The organism is Streptomyces sp. NBC_00996 (assembly GCF_045162675.1).
Classification (GTDB): domain Bacteria; phylum Actinomycetota; class Actinomycetes; order Streptomycetales; family Streptomycetaceae; genus Streptomyces.
The window spans coordinates 264,509-284,264 of record NZ_CP108723.1; the positions used below are offsets into that span (position 1 = coordinate 264,509).

Below are 19,756 nucleotides of genomic sequence, written 5' to 3' on the forward strand. Positions count from 1 at the left end.
GCATGCTGACGCCCTTCGTTGGCTGCGCTTTTGGTATCGGGCCTCCCCTCACCGGCCGCGGCCGGTGAGGGGAGGGTGCAGCCGCGCGGGTGAAGGAGCCGACCAGGAGCTGGACCGCAGACAAGGCCCCGGCGGCTGTGCCGGTGTTCAGCAAGACCGGGCGGCGCCGAGGGAGTCCGTACCGGGCCGGTGGCACGGGGCTCAGCGGGTTTTGGCCTCGTCGGCGTCCAGGCTGCGGTCGACGCCGTGCGCGATGACCTGCTGGCCGGGCTCGAGTTCGAGGCGTTGGCCGTCGAGGTAGACCTCGACCTGGTCCGGTTCGAAGGAGACCATGTCGCCGATCCGGTCGACCTCCCGGTAGGCGTGGGGGTAGGTCCAGGCGGCGCGGCGTGCCTGGCCGATGTCGTAGTAGTCGCACAGGCCCTTGTAGGGGCAGAAGGTCTGTCCCTGGGCGGGGGTCAATTGTGTCTGGTCGATGTCGGTGCGCGGGACGTACCAGCGGGGGACGAATCCGGACTCGAAGAGCACGAGGGGGTGCTGGGAGCGGGCGATCACCATGTCGCCGAGGCGGACTTCCAGGGTGCGGGAGGTGTCGCGGATGTCGATGCGGTGGTAGGGGTCGGCGGCGTGTCCCAGGATGCGTTCGTCCTCCTCGTAGAAGGCGTCCATGGCGCGCCAGGCGAAGGCGATGCGGCCTTGGAGTTCGGCGGCATGTTTGGGCAGGGCGGTGAATTCCCAGGCGGCGCGTTCGGTGGTGCGCTCGCCGGCCCGTACCGCGTACCAGGTGGTGTCGCCGAGGTCCTTGTGACGGGTGACCTTGCCGCTGGCGATCAGGGCCTGTGCGTCGACGTCCGCGCGGGGGAAGTAGGCGACGGGGTAGCGGCCCGGTTCGTGCAGCAGGACCACGTCTTCGCTGTCGGCGATCCGGGTGCCGTTGAACTTGACGCGCATGCGGCGGCGCAGCCGCTCGGCGAACAGCAGGCGCTCGGGCAGGGGGTGGGGGGTCAGGAAGTGTCCGACGGCTCCTGCGGACAGGGGGCCTTGCTGCCAGGACAGTCCCATGACGTGTTCCTTCCGGGTGCGGGGTGGGCCTCGGGCCCACCCCGGGGTGGGGTGGTGTGGTGCCGGTTCCGTCAGGGTGTATGGGAGCAGCGGGATTGGGGCTGCCTCGGGGCGGCGGAAGCAGGCCCATACGGTCTTGCCGTTGCCGGCGAGGGTGCTGACTCCCCAGTCGTCGCAGAGCTCCTGGACGAGGTGCAGGCCGCGTCCGCTCTCCCGGCTGAGGGAGGCGCTCGGGACGCGGACTGGGCGGTGGCGGGCACTGTCGTGGACTTCGAGGTGGAGGCAGTGGGTGTGCCGGACGAGGCGGACCAGGTAGTGGCGGCCGTCCGGGCCCCCGTGCCGGACGGCGTTGCCGGCCAGTTCCGAGACGCAGGCCCGGATGTCCTCGCGCCGCCGGCAGCCGCCCCAGGCGGTCAGGGCCTGCACGCGAAGTCACGGGCGGTGCGCACGCTCTGCGGGGTGGCGTCAAAGGCGTGCTGGGCGAGGTGTGGCATGGAGGTCCTTTGCCGGCCGCGGCGGACGGATGGTGTGTGTGGTGTGGCCGTCTCGGTGCCTGGCGCGTCAGGAAAGGACGCGGCCGAGGAAGTCGCGGATGTGCTCGGTGATGGTGTCGAGGTGGCTCTCCAGGGCGAAGTGCCCGGAGGCGAGCAGGTGGATCTCGGCGTCGGGCAGGTCCTGGGCGAATGCCCGGGCGCCTTCGGGGCCGAAGATCTCGTCGTTCGCACCCCAGACCGCCAGCAACGGCACCCGGGAGTCGCGGAAGTACTGGTGGACCTGCGGGTAGAGGTCCACGTTGGTGGGGTAGTCGCGGAACAGCTTGAGCTGGATCTCGTCGTTGCCGGGCCGATCCAGCAGCGCCTGGTCGTGGACCCAGTTGTCGGGGCTGACCAGGCTGGGGTCGGCGACGCCGTTCACGTACTGCCAGCGGGTGACCTCCAGGGTCAGGGCGCCGCGCAGGGGGGCCTCGGTGTCCGGTCCGGGCGCCTTGGCGTAGGCGAAGAGGCCGTCCCAGAAGGGTTTGACGAAGCCCTCTTCGTAGGCGTTGCCGTTCTGGGTGATGATCGCCGTGATGCGGTCCGGGGCCTTGAGCGCGAGCCGCCAGCCGATGGGGGCGCCGTAGTCCTGCACGTACATCGCGAACCGGTCGATGCCCAGCTGCTGGAGCAGACCGGAGGTGACCTCGGTGAGGGCCTCGAAGGTGTACGGGAAGTCCTTGAGGGCGGGCATCGCCGACTGGCCGAAGCCGATGTGGTCGGGGGCGATCACGTGGTAGCGGTCGGCGAGCGCCGGGATCAGGTGGCGGAACATGTGCGAGCTGGTCGGGAAGCCGTGCAGGAGCACGACGGCGGGCGCCTCGGGGTCACCGGCCTCCCGGTAGAAGACCTCGAGACCGTTGACGGTGGCGGTGCGGTGGTGGACTGCAAGAGCCATTATCTAACCTCTCTTTCGAGCTTCAGTGGTTACCTCCAGCCGAACACGCTCAACCTAACCTGTCAAGATGATTTTATCAGTTAGATTGCGGTGGGTGTGCCCGGCGCCGCCACACCCGGGCGGCACAATGGCGGCCCACCTCAAGCCTCCGTCCGCGAACGGCCATCAGCCAGCGCACCGCCACCTCGCCCCCGCCCGGGCGGGCGGCGGCCACCCGGGCACCCCTCCGCCCGTCAGAGGTGCGCCGGCCGCCGTGCCGACTGCGCCGCTCCGACCGGGCCGAGCGTGTTCACATAACCCGTAAAGTGAGTCAAGGCGGTTAGGAGGTGTGCGGGTGGCCGACCGCCAACAGCACGACGCACCGCTGGAGCTCCTCAACAGCACCCCGGTGGTCCACGGCGTCGTCCAAGACCAGCTGGCGGATCAGCACGCGGCCAGGCACTGGCAGCAGGCCCACGGCGGCAGCGCAACCGCAGACGAGCTCCGCCATCTCCTGCGGGCACACGACGCCCTGCAGGAGGTGGTACGCGGCAGCCGGCCCGCCACGTCGCTGGCCCCGCTCCTCAAAGACGTCACCTCCCGCCCGCACCTCTCCCCCGCCGGAGTGACCTGGCAGCTCGACACCCCCGCGGCAGGATGGCGGTGGAGGCGGTCATGACCTGGAGCACGCTGCAGCAGACGATGCCCGGCCGGCTGCGGCCGTGCGCCAACCCGCAGTGCCGGCGGTTCCTCATCGACCGCAGCAAGACCAACAAGGCCCGCTGGTGTTCGATGGCCCTGTGCGGCAACCGTATGAAGGCAAGGCGGCATTACCAGCGCACCCGCGACGCGCAGGCCGCCTGACACAGTGGGCTGCCGTCCCGGCGCCGGTGGACACACCGACCGCAAGCCTCCCCCAAGGCAGCGACGGGGGCCGGCCACCGGCCCTCACGTCCGATGTCCGCGCCGACGCCGGCGCCTCGCCGCAGCGAGGCGCCCACGCCGAGCACGGGAAGAAGCGCGCCGAGCAGGATTGCGGCGGCGAGCCGGACAAGAGCGACCGAAAACGCCGGCTGATGGCTGCCACGCCGGCCGCATCGATGGTGGCGGCGAGCAGCCGGCGATCACGACGGACGTACCAGGAATGCGAAGGCGGCGCCGTGGAAGACGACAGCGGTGCGCTGCCCGTGTCCGTCCCGCAACGCCTGAGCCAGCACCGATGCGGCGAAGGGCAGGAGCGCCACGTCCATCAGCAGCACGGCGTTGAGGAAGAGCTAGTGCGCTGCGCCAGAAGTTCGTCGGTGGATTCGCGCCTTGCCCGGCCGGGTTGGTTGTCCGCCCATCCAGCCCCGGCCTGCGAGTATTCGGCCAAGTCGGCGGCAGTGGGGCACCAAGAACTAACGACGAATTGATGGCGCAGGACACTAGGTGGTGGCCTGCCGCACGGCAGGACTTTGGTGTGCCGGAACGCTGAGCAGTCTGCGGCCACCACAGGTACCCAAGGTGGTACCAATCTGGGTACCGTGGAGGTATGCCAGCACTCAACATCGAATTCTCCGAGGCCGAGATGGCTCGTCTCCGCGAGCGAGCGACGATCACCGGCAAGAGCCTGAAGCAGCACGTCCACGACGTGACCGTGGAGGAGGCCGACCGGATCGCCTTCGTGGAGGGCGCCGCCGCTGAGGCCGAGCGGATCCTGCCCGGCGTGATGGACCGCTTCCCCGCAGGCCTGCGGTGAGCCCGATCGTCCGCGTCGACGTCGGCTGGGTCCTGCAGATCCAGGCTTCGATCTCCCCGATCAACGTGCCGATCGCGGACTGGGGCGCCCTCGGTTTCATGGCCGACCGGCACAAGTTCGAACGCGAACGCGGCAGCCTCTACTACGAAGAGGTTCCCTCCCGCGCCGCCACCTTCCTGCACACCTCCCTGCTGCTGCGCCCCTTCACGGACTACAACCTCGTCATCGGCTGGGGCTGCACCCACCAGTACATGCACCTGTCCGGCCATCCCGTCCAGGCCAAGGACGACGAACTGTTCGAGCTCGCCCAGGCTGTGCGCGCCCAGGAGGTCGACCTCCGGGCCCTCGCCCAGCGCCTCGAGGCGTGGCGCAGCGCGTAACACCCGGGTCGAAAGCTGTGCCGGGACCTGTACCGGGGCCCGAGGTCATAGGGACTGTGCCTGCGGCATGACAACGGAAGGCGCCCTCGCCGGCAATCCGCGCGGGCGCCCCAAACGTCGCTGCGAAGCCCAGCGCGCCCTACAGCTGCCCTGCTGGTGCGCCTGCCTCGTCCCTACGACTTCACCGGCTCCCGGCGGTCACGTCCGGTGTCCTCGCCGACGCCGGCGCCTGGCCGCGGCGATCTCGCCCGCGACGGGAAGCCAGTAGTAGAGGATGAAGGCGGCGATCACGGCCACGCCGGCTGCGGGAACCAGGGCGCCGAGCAGGATCCCGGCGGCCAGCCAGACCAGGGCGAGCCTGAAGCGCCGGCTGATGGCGCCCACACCGGCTGAGTCGATGGTGGCGGTGAGCAGCCGGCGATCACGACGGACGTAGCCCCACAGGACGTTGAACACAACGGCCAGGAACGCGAAGGCGGCGCCGTGGAGGACGACCGCGGTGCGCTGCCCGTGTCCGTCCCTATACGCCCGCGCCAGCACAGAGGCGGCGAACGGCAAAAGCGCGACGTCCATCAGCAGCACGGTGTTGATGAACAGCACCACGCGGTCGGCGCTGCGGACGTGGTCGAACATGAGGTGATGGTTGACCCACACCTGCCCGATCAGCATGAAGGTCAAGCCGTAGGCCAGGTAGGACGGCCAGAGCATGACGAGGCCGTGCAACAGGTGGCGGGCGTCGTGCGGCGGGCGGATCTCCAGGACGAGCAGCGTGACGGCGATGGCGATGACGCCGTCGCTGAACGCGACCACCCGGGCAGGATCGCGCTCCACGCCGAACGTCGTCGCCCCTCCTCCTGGTCCATCCGGTCCATCCACTCCATCCGGTCCGTGAACAGGCTCTGTCATCGCTCCAGCCTCCGGCACCGTGCGCTCCTGCGGGCGCACCCGAGGAGCGTTTCCCGGCAGTGGCAAGCACCGAGCGGTTCACGACTCCCCTCCACGATCTCGCTGGCCGGCAGACGGCCGGGAAGCCGGATGCGGCGGCCGCACCTGAGGGGGGACGAAAACCGCGCTCCTGCAGCGTCCACGCGTTGCCGCCGGGGTCGGTCAACCCGGCGAAGCTCGCGTAGTCGCGGCGCACGGGTCGACGCCGGGCTCGAAGCCGCCCTGCCACGCGTCGAGGGGCGCTTTGTGCCTGATCTCCCCGGCATCGACGCCGCGCTGTGCTGTGGGCCGAGGGATCCCCGATAGGACCGCCGGTGGTTGCCCGCCGGGCAACCACCCAGTCGCTGTCCGGGGCGCCCGCTGTGTTCAGGGTCTTGAACAAGCCCTGGTGGCCTGGTCTCCTGTACGCCCGATGATCGAGAACGCGTTCCTTGCGCCCGGGCGCAAGGACGCATCCGGGCACGGATGCGGGAACAGGGAGAAAAGCAGCGTGGAATCAGTGGCCGGGCAGGACGTACGGGGGGCGCTGCCCCAAGGGCTGGATGTGGCCATACGCGACACCGCCCAGGAGATCGCCGCGCTGCTGCGCCAGGGCGCCGACATGGCACGCCCGGTGCCCGGGTCGCAGTGGAGCGTCGGCCAGGCGGCGGCGCACCTGGCGCTGGCCAACGAGCTAATGGCCGATATCGCGGCGGGACGCGAGCGCAGCTACGGGGACGGCACGCCGCAGAGCCTCGCCGCGGCCAACGCGCAGTCACTCGCTGAGTTCGGCGAGCGCCGGGCCGAACCGCTGGCCGCGATGATCGTGGCGCAGGCCGATGCGTGTCTGACGGCGCTCACCGAGCGCGGCGCGCCAGAACCCGTCGTCACTCCGCTGGGGCCGATGGACCTGGACGTGCTGGGGTCCTACCTGCTCACCCACATGCTCGGCCACGGCTACGACCTCGCCCGCGCGCTGGGGCGCGCGCACATGATCGACCGCGTGCGGGTGGGGCTGACCCTGCCGTTCATGATCACCGCCATGCCGCGGGTGACCGACATCGCCCGCACCGCCCATCTGCGCGCCTCCTACACGATCCGCCTGTGGGGCGGCGGCCAGTTCGGCGTGGCCGTGGCCGACGGTGCCGTGTCGGTCGGCCCGCCGCCCAAGCGCCCGGACTGCACCATCCTCATCGAGCCGGTCACCTTCCTGCTGATGGCACTCGGCCGCTGCGGCCAGGCGAGCGCCCTCGCCCGGGGCCGCATCCTCGTCCGGGGCCGCAAGCCCTGGCTCGCTCCCCGCTTCCCGGCCCTGTTCACCGCGCCCTGAGCACCGCCGGCCGCGGCAGCCCGGCACAATGCGGCCGGTGCACCATGCCGGGGGCGCGGCGGCAGGTGCACCGGGGGGCGGGGCAGGTGCACCGTGTTGTCTGGGGGCGGGCAGGTCGGCGGGGCTGGCCCGGCCGGCGTGGGCCCGTGGTGTGATGGCGTCGTGAGCCGTGCCGCCGAAGAGAGCAACCGCCGCATGCTGCGGGCACGCGATGCGATGGACCGCGCCTACGCGCAACCGCTGGACGTGGCGGCCCTGGCCCGTATCGCCCACGTGTCACCGGCGCACTTCACGCGCACCTTCCGGGCCACGTTCGGCGAGACACCGCACCGCTACCTGCAGCGCCGCCGGGTCGAGCGGGCGATGTTCCTGCTGCGCGAGAACGATGGCAGCGTGACGGACATCTGCTTCCAGGTCGGCTTCACCAGCCCGGGAACCTTCAGCCGCACCTTCAGCGCCATCGTCGGCCATTGCCCCAGGACCTACCGCAGGCAGGCGGCGGCCACCCACGTGCCGACATGCTTCACGATGGCGTGGACACGGCCCAGTACCTGACCCGCGCCACCGCCCCGGCCGGTCCGACGGCTGAGCAGTTTCGGATAAGTTTCCGCCCCGCCCGGCCAGTAGCGTCAGACGCATGTTCAACGCCATCACGCACTCACAGATCTACGTCCTCGACCAGGACGAGGCCCTCGACTTCTACGTCGGCAAGCTCGGCCTGGAGGTCAACGCCGACGTCGACCTGGGCTTCATGCGCTGGCTGACCGTCAGCATCCCGGGCCACAGCGACCGCCAGATCCTGCTGGAAAAGCCGGGCCCTCCGGCGATGTCCGAACAGACCGCGCAGCAGGTCCGCGAACTGGTCACCAAGGGCGCGACCGGCGGCTCCCTCATCTTCAGCACCGACGACTGCCGCATCTTCAGCACCGACGACTGCCGCAAGACCTACGAGACGCTGCGGGGCCGGGGCGTGGAGTTCACCGAGGAGCCCACCGACCGCCCGTACGGAATCGACTGCGGTCTGCGTGGCCCCTTCGGCAACAGCATCCGCTTCACCCAGCCCAAGGCGTCAACTTGACCCGGCCCTAAAAGGACCGGGCTTGGAGGTAGAGCCCAACTGGCTGCTGGGTGGTCTCCTCCGTCCAGACACCAATCCCTCGAGAAGCGCTCCCTCTCCGGCGTGAACGCTCGGAGTTCCGCGCTAGATCATGCTGAAAACCGCCCCTGCGGGGGCCGCCCGGCGCGGGATGGGGATCATGTCCGGCCGGGTGAGCCGACGGCCGGGCCGGCGTGAAGGAGGCCGAGCAGCGTCTGGCGGTGCAGGTCCGCGACCGGGCCCAGCAGGTCCGGGTGGCGCAGCAGCGGCGCCGCCCGGTGGTCGCGGGGGCTGGGAACGGTCAGCCGGCGCGCATCGCCCACCCCGTCCGTGCCGTGATGGGTGGCCCCCAGGCAGGCCGCCGCCAGCGCGGCAAGGTCGGGATCGGCCAGCAGGCAAGCTGCCCAGCTGACGACGACTTCGTCCACCTGGGTGCGCCAGGTTGGAGCCGGGCCCGGCCGCGGGTGGTGGCCGGCGCCGGTGACCGCATCGAGCCCGGCGCAGCCGCCGGGGCCGAGCAGCATGAGCAGTTCGGTGTCCAGTGCGGTGGGGTAGCGCAGTGCGGCGGCGATGGTGGCCGCGTGCCGGGCCTGTGCCTCGGCCAGCGCACCGTCGAGCGGGCCCGTGGCCGACGGGAACGCCGACAGCAGCCAGCGCGCGGACGCGGCGATGACGGGCGAGAGATCACTGGGCATGGCGGACCGTCCTGTGCAGGTGCCCGCCCGGCCGGTGCACGATCCGGCCGCGGGGGGCGCTTACCCACGCCCCGGGAGAGGGGTGCGGGTGTGGCGGGCAACGGTACGGGCGGGCGCCCGCGCGGTGACAGGACCTGCGTCACAGCCGGCCGCGTGCCGTCGCGCGGCCGGCACCATGCTGCGCCCGAACCGAGCCGCAAGCCCCGCGCCGTGAGCCGGGCGTGCGAGTGCCGTGCGGGCCCGGTGCCCGCGGGCGATCCGGGACCGCCCGCGAAAAGATCTCGTCGCGGGCCGTGGCAGCCGCCGTACAAACGGCATGATGGGCCGGTGGACTTCGAACCCTGGACGGAATCGTGTCCGATCCGGACGGATCGGATTCCACCCCGGCCGGCGGCTGGGCGTTTCGGCACGGCCCCGAGACGGTCGCCGGGGACAAGTTCCAGCTCGGCAGCACGCTGGACGCCGGGGTCCTGCTGCTGGGGCGCAGGACCTGGCAGCTCTTCTCCCGGCTGTGGCCGAAACGCGATGACCCGTTTTCCGTGCGGATGAACGCCGTGCCGAAACTGGTCGGCTCCCACACCCTGACAAACACCTCGGCGTGGGCGAACTCGCGGGTCATCGACGGCGTTCTCGTCGACGCGGTCACGCACGAACACCGGGACGTGATCATCACGGGCAGTCTGAGCGTGGTGCACACACTGATGGCGAAGGACCTGATCGACGAGTACCGGCTCCTGATCTTCCCCACCGTCCTGGGCACCGGCGAGCGGCTCTTCCCCGCCGGCGCCCCGCCCGCCCTCCTTCGGTGCCGGTCCGCCGAGCGGGCCGGCGCCGCCGTCCTAGCACGGTATGCAAGGACCGCCCCTGCGGACTGAGGAGCGTGGGCCTGTGCGCACCGCGGCGCAGGCATCCTCCTGTAGTTCCGCCCGGTGATCCACACGAACTCGCCCGGGCCGGCCCATCCGGTCCAGTGGGAGCGCCGGGCGTGCCGGCACCACGCGCCGGGCCTGCGGCGAGGGGGCCGGGGCGAGTGCCGGCGCCGGTGGAAGACGGCACCACACGTCCTGGTCCGGCCCGGATGCTCCTCGTTATCCGAACTGGCCGGGCTGGTAGTCGCCGGCGGGCTGCTGGACGATGACGTTCATGCGGTTGTAGGCGTTGATGAGGGCGATGATCGACACCAGCGCGGCGAGCTGTTCCTCGTCGTAGTGCTTGGTGGCGTTCGCCCACGCCTCGTCGCTGACCCCGCCCGCGGCGTCGGCGATGCGGGTGCCCTGCTCCGTCAGCTCCAGGGCCGCGCGCTCGGCGTCGGTGAACACCGTGGCCTCCCGCCAGGCGGCGACCAGGTTGAGGCGCTGCGAGGTCTCCCCGGCGTGCGCGGCGTCCTTGGTGTGCATGTCGGTGCAGAAGCCGCAGCCGTTGATCTGGCTGGCGCGGAGCTTGACCAGTTCCTGGGTCGCGGCCGGCAGGGACGAGTCCGCGATCGCCTTGCCCGCCGAGTTGATGTGCCTGAGGAATTTGGCGGCGAGCGGGCTGCCGAAGAGGTTCAAGCGAGCATCCATGGCTGGACTCCTGTGTCGTTGCGGGTGGTTACACCTCTTTGACGCTGCAGCTCGGCAGGATGTGACAGGACCGGATGTGACGTGTCTCTCCCCCGCCGGCACCGGCGCAAGGGGCCGCCTCGGGCCGCGTTGGGGGGTGTTGGGGGCCGCTGCCCGGGCGTTGTCCCGCTCCTCACCATCGGCGGCGTCTCATGGGGGCCGGCTCGCGCGTGCGGCGCTTCGGCCCTGTTCTCGTATAGCTACGGCGAACGGATCCGCGGATTCAGCCCCTACGACGTCGCGCACTCCTCGATCTTTCTCGACGGGAGCTGGCGGGACGGGCTGCTGTGGGAGCGGGTCCTCGGCGACAGCATTGACAAGTCGCTGTCATTGTCAAGATCTACACGTTCGGTCGACTGAGGAGCTCTTGGGGGAGTCGTGTCGACATGCTGCGAAAGGTTGAGCGGGACCTGGAGCGGGTCCTCGCCGCTCAACCCCTCAGCGACGAGCCCTGCACGGAATGCGACTATCCGTGATCCGCGACGGATCCACCAGGACTCCCGGCGAGTGGCGTCGAGTCCAGATAACGAATCTCATACGCGCGTTCAGCGAATCGCCAGCCGTCTGGGGTGCGCTGGTAGCGATCGTGGTAGATCGCGTGATTGAGGTGCGAGGCGCCACCACGAATACGGATGACTTCGGAGAGATAGGCGCGGCCGGTCGCGGTGTCTCCGGAGAGGGAGATGGCCCCGGGGTGGGTCGTCTGGGCGAAGACCTCGAAGCTGGCCTCACGTTGCTGCCCGAGACCCCGAATGCCGTCGCGGCCGGCGGCCTCGATGCCGGCGTCCGGAATTCGGACAACGCCGTCTGGCATGAAGAGTGAGGCAAGTCGATCGTGGTCATTCATCATCGCCGCGTCCGTGAACTCCGCGCGGAGCGCCTCGATCTCGACGCGGTCCCTCAGCTCGTCCGGTTCACTCATCACCGTCTCGCTCACGAGACGGCCGCCGACGGCGGTGCGATCGTCGCGTGTGGCGACCAGGTCGACGACGATCCCGCCGCGGTGTTGCTCGCCGAGCGCCATTGCGACTGCGTCTGTCACTGCTGCGACGAGCCGGGCCGCGATCTGCGGACCGTCGGCCCGGGTGAGCGCCTTCTCCCGGATGGTGAACGTCACGGTCGGCGCTACCTCATGGCGCGCAACCCCGCCGACGGCCCAGCGGCCGACCGTGAGTCCCGCGAGCTGTACGACCACGAGGTTGCGAGCCCACTCTCCGTAGACGGAGGTGACCGCGTCCGTGAGTCGGGCGATGAGGTCGTTCTCGTGCCCGGTGATCTGAGGCTCGAGAGCGTGGACGGTGAGATGAGGCATGATCGATCGTCTCCCTTCTGGTCTCAATCGGTTGTCCCTCAGAGAAGGCAGACTCAGGCGATGGACGCCGCGCGGGCACTTCGCATGGGCTCGAGTGCCGCGGTCCAGGCGACGACACGGTCGAGCAATTCCTCCAGCGAGCGTGCCCTGGACTCACTCGGAGCGAACACCGTGAAGTTCTCGAAGTCCGTGGCCAGGTGAAGGGAGACCTGGGCCGGCACGTCGGCGAGCCCGAGCAGACCGCACATCTGCCGCAACTGGGCCGCGGCCCCGGCGCCGCCGGCGACGCCGTAGGAGACGATCCCGGCGGCCTTGTTCGCCCAGCCGGCGCAGACGAAGTCGATGGCGTTCTTGAGTGCGCCGGGGAGCTGGTGGTTGTACTCCGGCGTGACGAACACGAATCCGTCGAGCGTATCGATCGCGCGCACCCAGGCCTGCGTCTCGGGGCCTCCGGTTCCGCCCATGGCGGGTGGAACCGCCTGGTCGAAGAGCGGAAGTCGGAACTCGGCGAGATCGACGAGCTCGAACTGGGCGTCAGACCTCTGCGCCGAGACTTCGTGGACCCACCCGGCGACCTGCGCGCCGAGCCTTCCCGGACGCGTGCTGCCGATGATGATGCCGATCTTGGTCATGATGCGTTCTCCTGTCGCGAATTGGGGCGAACCACGGGCACGCGGTCGCCGTTGTGGTCGGCCGCTGTGCCAACACCCACACCGACGCGGTAGTGGCCTCGATCGTCAGGAGACGGGCCTCCGTTGTCGCCCGCTGACGTCGGCGGGTCCTGATCCGTCGTATCTCGCGGAAGGATTCGTACGTGGCGAGCGAAAGGCGCTGACCGAATGGACATCACAGGCGGAAACGAAGACGCTCCGGCGCGTCCTGAGGACGAGCCGCTCATGTCGGAGCGGCGCAACCTCGCCAATCTCGCCTACCGGCTGCTCGGCTCGCTGACCGAGGCGGAGGATGCCGTCCAGGAGGCGTACGCCCGTTGGTTCGCGCAACCTGTCGAGCGCCGGGCCGCTATCGCCAATCCCGCAGCCTGGCTGACCACCGTCGCGAGCCGGATCTGCATGGACCAGCTCCGTTCGGCGCGTATGCGCCGAGAGCGGTACGTCGGTGAGTGGATTCCAGAGCCATTGCCGGCGCGGGCCGAGTGGAGCGCGCTCTCCCACGGATCGACGGCGAGAGATCCCGCCGACCACATCACGTTGGACGAGTCCGTCGAGATGGCGTTCCTGGTCGTGCTCGACTCGATGACGCCGGCCGAGCGCGTCGCCTTCATGCTGCACGATGTGTTCCGGGTGCCGTTCAACGAGGTCGCAGAGATCGTCGGCCGCACGCCGGGTGCCTGCCGCGAACTCGCCTCGTCGGGTCGTCGACGAGTGGCTGCTGCCCGCACCCGCGGTGCAGGGACGCGGCGGCGTTCTGCCATCGTCGGTGAGTTCCGGCAGGCCTGGCAGGCCAAGGACGTTGATGCCCTGGTACGACTCCTCGACCCGTCAGTCGTCGCCATCGCCGACGGTGGCGGTCGCGCGATGGCCTCGCCGGTGCCGGTCCAGGGCCACCTCCGTGTTGCGGAGTTCCTGGTACACCTGGCGGGTCTCGCCCGCCGACTCGACCTCCTTGAGCGGACCGTCAATGGCCAACCGGGCCTCGTCGCGGTGAACGGCAGTGAGGTGCTGACCGTGTACGCGTTCGACATCGACGAGTCCCACATCCGACGTATCTGGGCGATTCGCAACCCGGACAAGCTGCAGTCATGGGGCAGCTGAGGCGCGCGTCGACCTCGAGCCTGACAACTCCCGCTGCAAGGCCGTCGATCGGTCGGGCCGTCGGCGCGCTTTGATGCCGTGCTCGAACCGGCCGCACCCAGATCTCAGAAAGGAAGCACCGATGTCGTTCAACTCCCACACCCTGCACCTGACCGCGCGCGGCACGGACGAGGCATCCGCCTGGTACCAACAGGCCTTCGGAGCCACGGAGCTCACCAGGCTGGTGGTACCCGGCGGCCGGCTGATCCACGTCCAGGTCCGCATCGGGACGCTCACCCTGATGCTGGCCGACGAGTTCCCTGAGATGGAGTCCTTCGGGCCGCAGCACTTCGGCGGCACCTACGGTGCCATCTACCTGCATGTCGACGATGTCGATGACACCTGGCAGCGGGCCGTCGGTGCCGGGGCCACCGTGATTCGCCCGTTGAGCGACACCTTCTGGGGCGAGCGAGAAGGTCAGCTGCTCGACCCCTTCGGTCATCGGTGGGGGCTCACGCAGCATCTCCGCGACGTCCCGCTCACCGAGCTCCAGGAGCTCACGACCGAAGCATTCTCCGGCCTCACCGCAGGCTGAACGCTGTGGTGCCGGCGGCACGTTTCTGAGGGGCTCTCCCGCGTAGTTTGACGAGCCCGACTCCGGGCGGTGGCTGACTGCCTGACAGACCGAGACGAGGTCCTGGCAGTACTCCTCGGCCCCGACGATGACCTCGAACCGGTCGGGCGACATCGTTTGTCCCTCCAGCGCCCCCAGGACCAGTGCCAGATGGTGGAGTCGCCGCTTGTAAGGGATCGCGACGCTGGTCCTCGACCAGTTCACGGGTTTCCCTCCTTCTGCGTCGAACGCTGCATCAACGAGATCAAGGAGAGGGCCGGCCACCCGCTACGACCAGACCCCCACCAGCTACCTCGCCGGACTCCACCTACGCGGCGCCATGATCTGGATCCGCAGCCTCCGACCAACATGATCCGAACCTGGAACAGGCCCTTTCCGTCGCCCCGCCCTGGGCGGTGATCCTGGAGGGTCTCTTCTGCCGAAGTCGGGCACCCAGACCTTGGCCTCGATGAACACTTCGCTGCGGTCAGGGCCCGAGCGGCGTCCCCCTTCGCCGACCGGCTTCTCGTTGAAGTACGCGCCCGCGGTGTCGATCTGCCAGTAGCCGGTGTGGAGCGCGGCCGCGACCGCGGCGGTGGTTTTGTCCGGTGGGCTCTGGCGGGCATCGTGATTCCGTTGCTCAGCTGAATGTCGATGGTCATGTCTCTCCTCAGGTGGTCGTACTTGTGGTGAAGACGCCGCGCCTCCGGGAGAGGCGGTGGCTCCAACGGCGGTGGTCAACGCTTTTCGCGTCGGCTGCGGATGCTCAGGGCGATGACGGAGACAAGGAACCAGAAGGCACCGAAGGCCGAGTATCCGGCGACGGTGGACAGGCTGCTCGTCGCCGAGGCGGACGTGGCAGCGACGGTGGCACCGGCGAGGACGGACTGTCCGCCGCTGATGGCCATGGGCCACTGGGCGCCGACGGTGCGCCGGCGTCGGATCGCTACGACGAGCTGGATGGCTCCGGAAAGGAAGGCCCAGACGCCGAACACGAGAAGGGCCGTCCCGATGGTGGAGAAGACGGCGATGATCATTCCGGCTGTGGTGGCGAGGCCGAGACCCATGTTGATGGTACTGACGCGCTTCGTGGACCCGGTGCCGGCCAGGCGACGCTCGAGGAGCGTGGCGATGGCGTCCCACAGGGGGTAGACGATGAGTAGCACGGCCGCGATCACTGTGGTCCTGTCCGTCGACACGAGCGAGGCGGAGGTCGTGAAGACGAGTGCCACCCAGATCAGGGAGAAGACGACTCGGATCAGGTAGAGCGATCGGAGCCCGGAGGGCGTCGTCGTGGCCGTGGTCGAAGTTGTCGAAGTTACGGTGGTCTGAGTCATCGGGTGTCCCGTTGTGATCGTGACGGTGTGAGACGGTCGCCTCGATGACGAGTCTCAGTGGCCTCGGCAGGGGCCGTGTACTTCGAACGAAGTAGTTCTGCCATCCACTTCGATGGAATGATTTCTGCCGTCTCCATCGACCGCAGCAGCTTCGCCGTGTACATCGTTCGAAGTACACGGCCGCCGCACAGGTGAACGAGAATCAGCTCATGGTCAAGGCGCAGAACAGTCAGGACGGGCCCGCGGCACCGCTGTGGGTCCGCCGCCCCGAGGTGCTGCACCGAGTCGCCTATTCCGTGGCCGCGCTGGTGTTCACCGGTCAGATCGTGGCAGTGCTACTGAGAGGGTCGGACTGGCCGACGGCCCTGTCCGTGCTCCTCGCCGGCGGCGGTGTCGCCCTGTCATGGTGGAAGCCGTGGGCAGGACTGGTCGTGACGAGCGCGGCGTCCTTCGCCGTCACAGCGGTGGGCCACGACCCCTTGTCGGTGTGGATGATGGCGGTGCTCGTGCTGTTCTCGGTCACCCTCAGGGGGAAGCAGCCGCTGGCCGGAACCGGCATCGTGGCGGCGTTCTTCCTGGGGGCGTTCATGACGGTGGGAGGATTCCGTGGCGGTGCGGTAGTGGGAGCCGCCGCCCTCTTCTCAGCCATGGCAGGAGGTGCGACAGGGGCCGCGCTCCGCATCCATCGAGACCACTGGTGGACCTTGGAGGAACGAGCCGAAAGCGCCATCGCTACCCGCGAGATCGAAGCCACCCGACGAGTGACCGAAGAACGACTCCGCATCGCCCGAGACCTCCACGACGTCATCGGCCACCAGGTCGCGATGCTGAGCTTGCACCTCGGTGCAGCGGAAATCGGGCTGCCCGAACACGCCGAGTCTTCCCGGCAGGCCCTCGTATCAGCCAGGTCCAGCGCCCGCACCGTCGTCGCCGAAACGCAACGCATCCTCGTGCTCCTCCGCCTCGGGGACGACGTCTCCGACGACGGCGAGGCGCTCCGGCCGACCCCGGCGCTCAGTGGCCTGGAAGGACTTGTCGCCTCTTTCGAAAGCATCGGCCTCGACATCCGACCCTCCATCGACATCCCTGCCGGTTTCGTGGAGCCCAGCGTCGGCGTGACGGTCTACCGGGTCGTTCAAGAAGCACTCACGAATGCCTACCGACATGGAGAGGGGACGGCAACGGTGGATGTGCGCGAGCGCGACGGCAGGATCTGCGTCACCGTGGAGAACCGCGTCGGTCACTCACCCCGCGGCTCCGACTCAGGCAGCGGACTCGGACTGGTGGGGATGCGCGAACGCGTCGAGTCCTCCAGTGGGCGGCTGACGATCGACAGTCACGACGGGCGATTCCGGGTCCATGCGGAGTTCAGCCCCCTGGGAGCCGTCGTCCGATGACGCGGATTCTGATCGTCGACGACCAGGACGACATAAGGGCCGGAATCCGGGCGATGCTTCGGCTCGACCCGAGTCTCGTTGTCGCGGGTGATCTCTCCGATGGACTCCAGGTCGTCCCCTTCCTCCGGGACCACCCCGTCGACCTGGTCCTGATGGACATCCGGATGCCCGGCATCGACGGTGTCGAAGCCACCCGCCGGATCCGCGAAGAGCATCCACCCGAAAAGACGAAGGTGATCGTGCTGACCACTTTCGACCAGGACGACGTCGTTCTCGCCGCCCTGCGCGCGGGCGCCAACGGTTTCCTGAGCAAGACCGTGAGCCCTGCTGAACTCGTCGCCGGAATCACCGAGGTCGTTGGCGGTGGCGGTGCGCTGTCGGCCGCCGCGACGGCCGCGCTCATCGGTCACATGACCGACAGTCCGCCCGCGGTGATCGACCAGGAACTGCTACGACGCTTCGGCGCTCTGACACCCAGGGAGCGGGACGTGGTCGTTCTCGTTGCAAGCGGTCTCGGCAACGACGAGATCGCGGCCCAGATGTCCGTGTCGCCGTTCACCGTGAAGACGCATGCGGTGCGGGCCATGACGAAGGTCGGCGCACGTGATCGAGCGCAACTCGTCTCGTTCACCTTCCGGGCCGGCCTCTACCCCTGAGCCTGCCGAGCAGAACCCCGAAACAGGTGACCGCCGCGGCGATGCCGAGCAGTCCGGTGGGCGGGACAGCGTGGGCGCGTACCAGGAAGACCTCGCCGTCGCGCTGCGCGAGCGGCGTACCTGGACCTGTATCTGCGGAGCAGGGCTTGCACCACGGCAACGCAGACGAGCTCGGAGTCGGTCATCGGCGGCGGCCGTCCCATCCACCGGGTCCCTCCGATCTCGTCGTCGATCTTCACGTACAGCGCGGTCAAAAGGGTGTTCAGGTCTTGCGTCACAACATGATCTTGAGCGCCGTCTCTTCAAGCTCGCACACCGGCCCGGGTATCGGACTCATTCGCCCAGGAAGCGGAACGGCTGCTACCGCCATTTGCTGTACCGCTGACCCTCGCGCTGGGTCCAGCCCCGAGCATCACGCAGTGCTACATGTCCGTTCGCCGTAGTTATCCGAGAACAGGGCCTCCTCCTGCGGTCCGCCCGGCGATGGGTGATCCGGGCGGCCCTGTCTAGCCGAGCATGCGGTCGAGGTTGAAGGCCGCGCTGATCAGGGCGAGGTGGGTGAAGGCCTGGGGGAAATTGCCGTGCTGTTCGCCGGTGCGGCCGATCTCCTCCGCGTACAGGCCCAGGTGGTTGGCGTAGGTGAGCATTTTCTCGAAGGCCAGGCGGGCCTCGTCCAGGCGGCCGGCGCGGGTGAGGGCTTCGACGTACCAGAACGAGCAGATGGAGAAGGTGCCTTCCTCGCCCTTGAGGCCGTCGGGGCTGGCCTGGGGGTCGTAGCGGTAGACCAGTGAGTCGGACACCAGGTCCTGGCCCAGCGCGTCCAGGGTGGCCAGCCACTTCGGGTCGGTCGGGGAGATGAACTTCGCCAGCGGCATCATCAGCAGGGAGGCGTCCAGGATGTCGCTGTCCTCGTACTGCACGAATGCGCGGCGCTCAGCGGACCAGCCGCGCGCCATGATGCGCCGGTAGATGCCGTCGCGGGCGCTGCCCCAGCGGACCAGGTCGGCGGGCAGGCCGCGGTGCCGGGCCAGCCGCATGGCGCGTTCGATCGCCACCCAGCACATCAGCCGCGAGTACAGGAAGGTCTTGCGTCCCCCGCGGGTCTCCCACACTCCCTCGTCGGGCTGGTCCCAGTTCTCGCACACCCAGTCGACGAGCGCGCTGATGGAGTCCCAGTGCGCGCTGGACAGCGGCCTGCCCCACTTGTCGTACAGGTAGAGGGAGTCGACGAGCGCGCCGTAGATGTCCAGCTGGAGCTGGCCGACGGCGGCATTGCCGACGCGGACCGGTGCCGAGCCGCGGTAGCCCTCGAAATGGGGCAGTTCACGCTCGGGCAGCTCGCGGCGGCCGTCGATGCCGTACATGATCTGCAGCGGACCGCTGTCGCCGGGGGCCTGCGACGCCTCCAGGCACACGCACTCGGACAGAAAGCCCATGAAGGCCTCGGCCTCGTCGGCGAAGCCGAGGCGGAGCATCGCATACACGCAAAACGCGGCGTCGCGGATCCACACATAGCGGTAGTCCCAGTTGCGCTCGCCGCCGATCTGCTCGGGCAGGCTGGTGGTCGGCGCGGCGATGATGGCGCCGGTCGGGGCGTAGGTGAGCAGCTTGAGGGTGAGGGCGGAGCGGTGCACCATCTCCCGCCAGCGGCCGCGGTAGCGGGACTGGGACAGCCAGCGCCGCCAGTAGGCCACGGTGGCGTTGAATTCCCGCTCGGCCTCGGCCACCGCGCAGAAGCGGGGTGCCACCTCCCCGCCGACGCGGTCGATGGTGAACACCGCGGACTCGCCCTCGTGCAGCTTGAACAGCGACCACACGTCCCCTCCGGTGACCTCGATCGGCGCCGTGGAGGTCAGGGCGAGCTTGAGGTGGGGCGAGACGAACAGGGCCTGGCCGCCCTGGGCGTGCACGGTGTGCGGCACGGTCCCGTACTCGAAGCGGGGGGCGATGCGGGCGCGGAAGGGCAGCGCGCCGCGGACACACACCACCCGGCGGATCAGGCGGTGCCGGTCGGCCTCGCGTGAGTCGTCGACGACCGGCATGAAGTCCTGGATCTCGCCGACCCCGTCGTCGGCGAAGAAGCGGGTGATGAGCACGTTGGTGTCGGGGAAGTAGAACTGCTTGGTGCGCGCCGCAACGTCCGCGGCGAGTTCGAAGGACCCGCCGCGGTCCGCGTCCAGGATCGAGGCGAACACGCTCGGGGCGTCGAAACGCGGACAGCAGTACCAGTCGATGGTGCCGTTGCTGGCGACCAGGGCCGCGCTGCGCAGGTCGCCGATCAGGCCGTGCTCGGCGATCGGCAGGTAGCGGGGCGTGCTGCCGGCGCTCCAGGGGCTTTGGGGACTACTGCTGCGGGCGCCGCCTGCGGTGTCGTCCGCTGTGGCCTCAGTGGGTGTTTCAGCCATGTCGGCCTCCCTGGGCTGGTGCCCGAGCCGCCCCCCGTTGTGCGGGTCC

Annotated in this window: 21 protein-coding genes and 1 pseudogene; 11 read left to right on the forward strand and 11 right to left on the reverse strand. The window is 69.3% G+C overall.

The genetic code is table 11. From position 1 onward, the window contains the following. Positions 1–201 precede the first annotated feature (201 nt). Together OG390_RS01315 and OG390_RS01320 are read right to left on the reverse strand one after the other, a co-directional pair. Positions 202–1,488: a DUF427 domain-containing protein gene (locus tag OG390_RS01315; RefSeq protein WP_406164590.1), complete on the reverse strand. Its 1,287-nt coding sequence runs from the start codon at positions 1,486–1,488 to the stop codon at positions 202–204. Between the two features lie 135 nt (positions 1,489–1,623). Continuing rightward, complete coding sequence (locus OG390_RS01320) at positions 1,624–2,493, reverse strand: alpha/beta fold hydrolase (RefSeq protein ID WP_406164591.1); 870 nt, start codon at positions 2,491–2,493, stop codon at positions 1,624–1,626. A 334-nt stretch (positions 2,494–2,827) separates the two neighbouring features. On the opposite strand from OG390_RS01320, the pseudogene OG390_RS01325 reads away from it, so the two are divergent. Then, positions 2,828–3,336 (forward strand): annotated as a pseudogene (locus tag OG390_RS01325) (CGNR zinc finger domain-containing protein). A 260-nt stretch (positions 3,337–3,596) separates the two neighbouring features. Here the strand turns inward: OG390_RS01325 and OG390_RS01330 are convergent. Continuing rightward, a complete protein-coding gene (locus tag OG390_RS01330) occupies positions 3,597–3,731 on the reverse strand; it encodes a hypothetical protein (RefSeq protein ID WP_406164592.1) in 135 nt (44 codons plus the stop codon). Between the two features lie 272 nt (positions 3,732–4,003). Between OG390_RS01330 and OG390_RS01335 the strand changes: the two genes are divergently transcribed. Together OG390_RS01335 and OG390_RS01340 are read left to right on the forward strand one after the other, a co-directional pair. Further along, positions 4,004–4,210 (forward strand): hypothetical protein, encoded by a 207-nt coding sequence (locus OG390_RS01335; protein ID WP_399097371.1) that lies wholly within the window; start codon positions 4,004–4,006, stop codon positions 4,208–4,210. Further along, complete coding sequence (locus tag OG390_RS01340) at positions 4,207–4,590, forward strand: hypothetical protein (RefSeq protein WP_406164593.1); 384 nt, start codon at positions 4,207–4,209, stop codon at positions 4,588–4,590. The genes OG390_RS01335 and OG390_RS01340 overlap by 4 nt, the downstream gene beginning before the upstream one ends. A gap of 198 nt (positions 4,591–4,788) precedes the next feature. On the opposite strand, the gene OG390_RS01345 is transcribed toward OG390_RS01340, so the two are convergent. Further along, the gene (locus OG390_RS01345; RefSeq protein ID WP_406164594.1) at positions 4,789–5,421 is read right to left on the reverse strand and encodes a TMEM175 family protein; all 633 of its coding nucleotides are present in this window, start codon (positions 5,419–5,421) and stop codon (positions 4,789–4,791) included. A gap of 604 nt (positions 5,422–6,025) precedes the next feature. Between OG390_RS01345 and OG390_RS01350 the strand changes: the two genes are divergently transcribed. From OG390_RS01350 to OG390_RS01360, 3 genes are all read left to right on the forward strand, one after another. Beyond that, positions 6,026–6,844, forward strand: coding sequence for a maleylpyruvate isomerase family mycothiol-dependent enzyme (locus tag OG390_RS01350; protein ID WP_406164595.1), 819 nt, complete (start codon positions 6,026–6,028; stop codon positions 6,842–6,844). Between the two features lie 162 nt (positions 6,845–7,006). Further along, positions 7,007–7,399, forward strand: a complete 393-nt coding sequence (locus tag OG390_RS01355; RefSeq protein ID WP_406164596.1) for a helix-turn-helix domain-containing protein — start codon at positions 7,007–7,009, stop codon at positions 7,397–7,399. Between the two features lie 82 nt (positions 7,400–7,481). After that, positions 7,482–7,922 carry a VOC family protein gene (locus OG390_RS01360; RefSeq protein WP_406164597.1) on the forward strand — a complete coding sequence of 147 codons (441 nt, stop codon included), beginning with the start codon at positions 7,482–7,484 and terminating at the stop codon, positions 7,920–7,922. A gap of 176 nt (positions 7,923–8,098) precedes the next feature. Here OG390_RS01360 and OG390_RS01365 read toward each other — a convergent pair whose 3' ends face one another. After that, positions 8,099–8,635: a hypothetical protein gene (locus tag OG390_RS01365; protein ID WP_406164598.1), complete on the reverse strand. Its 537-nt coding sequence runs from the start codon at positions 8,633–8,635 to the stop codon at positions 8,099–8,101. Between the two features lie 341 nt (positions 8,636–8,976). On the opposite strand from OG390_RS01365, the gene OG390_RS01370 reads away from it, so the two are divergent. After that, complete coding sequence (locus OG390_RS01370; protein WP_406177443.1) at positions 8,977–9,510, forward strand: dihydrofolate reductase family protein; 534 nt, start codon at positions 8,977–8,979, stop codon at positions 9,508–9,510. A 213-nt stretch (positions 9,511–9,723) separates the two neighbouring features. Here OG390_RS01370 and OG390_RS01375 read toward each other — a convergent pair whose 3' ends face one another. The 3 genes from OG390_RS01375 to OG390_RS01385 form a co-directional block, all read right to left on the reverse strand. Then, a complete protein-coding gene (locus tag OG390_RS01375; protein ID WP_406164599.1) occupies positions 9,724–10,197 on the reverse strand; it encodes a carboxymuconolactone decarboxylase family protein in 474 nt (157 codons plus the stop codon). A gap of 505 nt (positions 10,198–10,702) precedes the next feature. Then, positions 10,703–11,548 (reverse strand): nuclear transport factor 2 family protein, encoded by an 846-nt coding sequence (locus OG390_RS01380; protein WP_406164600.1) that lies wholly within the window; start codon positions 11,546–11,548, stop codon positions 10,703–10,705. A gap of 53 nt (positions 11,549–11,601) precedes the next feature. After that, complete coding sequence (locus OG390_RS01385) at positions 11,602–12,180, reverse strand: NADPH-dependent FMN reductase (protein ID WP_406164601.1); 579 nt, start codon at positions 12,178–12,180, stop codon at positions 11,602–11,604. 207 nt (positions 12,181–12,387) lie between these two features. Here OG390_RS01385 and sigJ point away from each other — a divergent pair, with 207 nt between their 5' ends. Together sigJ and OG390_RS01395 are read left to right on the forward strand one after the other, a co-directional pair. Beyond that, a complete protein-coding gene (sigJ, locus tag OG390_RS01390) occupies positions 12,388–13,320 on the forward strand; it encodes an RNA polymerase sigma factor SigJ (RefSeq protein WP_406164602.1) in 933 nt (310 codons plus the stop codon). A gap of 121 nt (positions 13,321–13,441) precedes the next feature. Further along, on the forward strand, positions 13,442–13,894 hold the full coding sequence (locus OG390_RS01395) for a VOC family protein (RefSeq protein WP_406164603.1): 453 nt from the start codon (positions 13,442–13,444) through the stop codon (positions 13,892–13,894). Between the two features lie 327 nt (positions 13,895–14,221). Here the strand turns inward: OG390_RS01395 and OG390_RS01400 are convergent, their stop codons facing one another. Together OG390_RS01400 and OG390_RS01405 are read right to left on the reverse strand one after the other, a co-directional pair. Further along, entirely contained in the window at positions 14,222–14,653 is a 432-nt protein-coding gene (locus OG390_RS01400; protein ID WP_406164604.1) for an aldo/keto reductase, read from the reverse strand. Further along, positions 14,650–15,249 (reverse strand): DUF308 domain-containing protein, encoded by a 600-nt coding sequence (locus tag OG390_RS01405; RefSeq protein ID WP_406164605.1) that lies wholly within the window; start codon positions 15,247–15,249, stop codon positions 14,650–14,652. The genes OG390_RS01400 and OG390_RS01405 overlap by 4 nt, the downstream gene beginning before the upstream one ends. Positions 15,250–15,458: 209 nt before the next feature. Between OG390_RS01405 and OG390_RS01410 the strand changes: the two genes are divergently transcribed. Then, positions 15,459–16,646, forward strand: a complete 1,188-nt coding sequence (locus OG390_RS01410; protein WP_406164606.1) for a sensor histidine kinase — start codon at positions 15,459–15,461, stop codon at positions 16,644–16,646. Continuing rightward, complete coding sequence (locus OG390_RS01415; protein ID WP_406164607.1) at positions 16,643–17,302, forward strand: response regulator; 660 nt, start codon at positions 16,643–16,645, stop codon at positions 17,300–17,302. Before OG390_RS01410 ends, OG390_RS01415 begins: the two co-directional genes overlap by 4 nt. A gap of 506 nt (positions 17,303–17,808) precedes the next feature. Here OG390_RS01415 and OG390_RS01420 read toward each other — a convergent pair. Next, a complete protein-coding gene (locus OG390_RS01420) occupies positions 17,809–19,707 on the reverse strand; it encodes a glycoside hydrolase family 15 protein (protein WP_406164608.1) in 1,899 nt (632 codons plus the stop codon). Positions 19,708–19,756 lie beyond the last annotated feature (49 nt).

Coding starts and splice junctions, on each gene's coding strand:
- OG390_RS01380 (WP_406164600.1), bottom strand. CDS start 11,548: ATGCCTCATCTCACCGTCCACGCTCTCGAGCCTCAGATCACCGGGCAC.
- OG390_RS01405 (WP_406164605.1), bottom strand. CDS start 15,249: ATGACTCAGACCACCGTAACTTCGACAACTTCGACCACGGCCACGACG.
- OG390_RS01415 (WP_406164607.1), top strand. CDS start 16,643: ATGACGCGGATTCTGATCGTCGACGACCAGGACGACATAAGGGCCGGA.
- OG390_RS01360 (WP_406164597.1), top strand. CDS start 7,482: ATGTTCAACGCCATCACGCACTCACAGATCTACGTCCTCGACCAGGAC.
- OG390_RS01365 (WP_406164598.1), bottom strand. CDS start 8,635: ATGCCCAGTGATCTCTCGCCCGTCATCGCCGCGTCCGCGCGCTGGCTG.
- sigJ (WP_406164602.1), top strand. CDS start 12,388: ATGGACATCACAGGCGGAAACGAAGACGCTCCGGCGCGTCCTGAGGAC.
- OG390_RS01395 (WP_406164603.1), top strand. CDS start 13,442: ATGTCGTTCAACTCCCACACCCTGCACCTGACCGCGCGCGGCACGGAC.
- OG390_RS01420 (WP_406164608.1), bottom strand. CDS start 19,707: ATGGCTGAAACACCCACTGAGGCCACAGCGGACGACACCGCAGGCGGC.
- OG390_RS01375 (WP_406164599.1), bottom strand. CDS start 10,197: ATGGATGCTCGCTTGAACCTCTTCGGCAGCCCGCTCGCCGCCAAATTC.
- OG390_RS01335 (WP_399097371.1), top strand. CDS start 4,004: ATGCCAGCACTCAACATCGAATTCTCCGAGGCCGAGATGGCTCGTCTC.
- OG390_RS01410 (WP_406164606.1), top strand. CDS start 15,459: ATGGTCAAGGCGCAGAACAGTCAGGACGGGCCCGCGGCACCGCTGTGG.
- OG390_RS01385 (WP_406164601.1), bottom strand. CDS start 12,180: ATGACCAAGATCGGCATCATCATCGGCAGCACGCGTCCGGGAAGGCTC.
- OG390_RS01320 (WP_406164591.1), bottom strand. CDS start 2,493: ATGGCTCTTGCAGTCCACCACCGCACCGCCACCGTCAACGGTCTCGAG.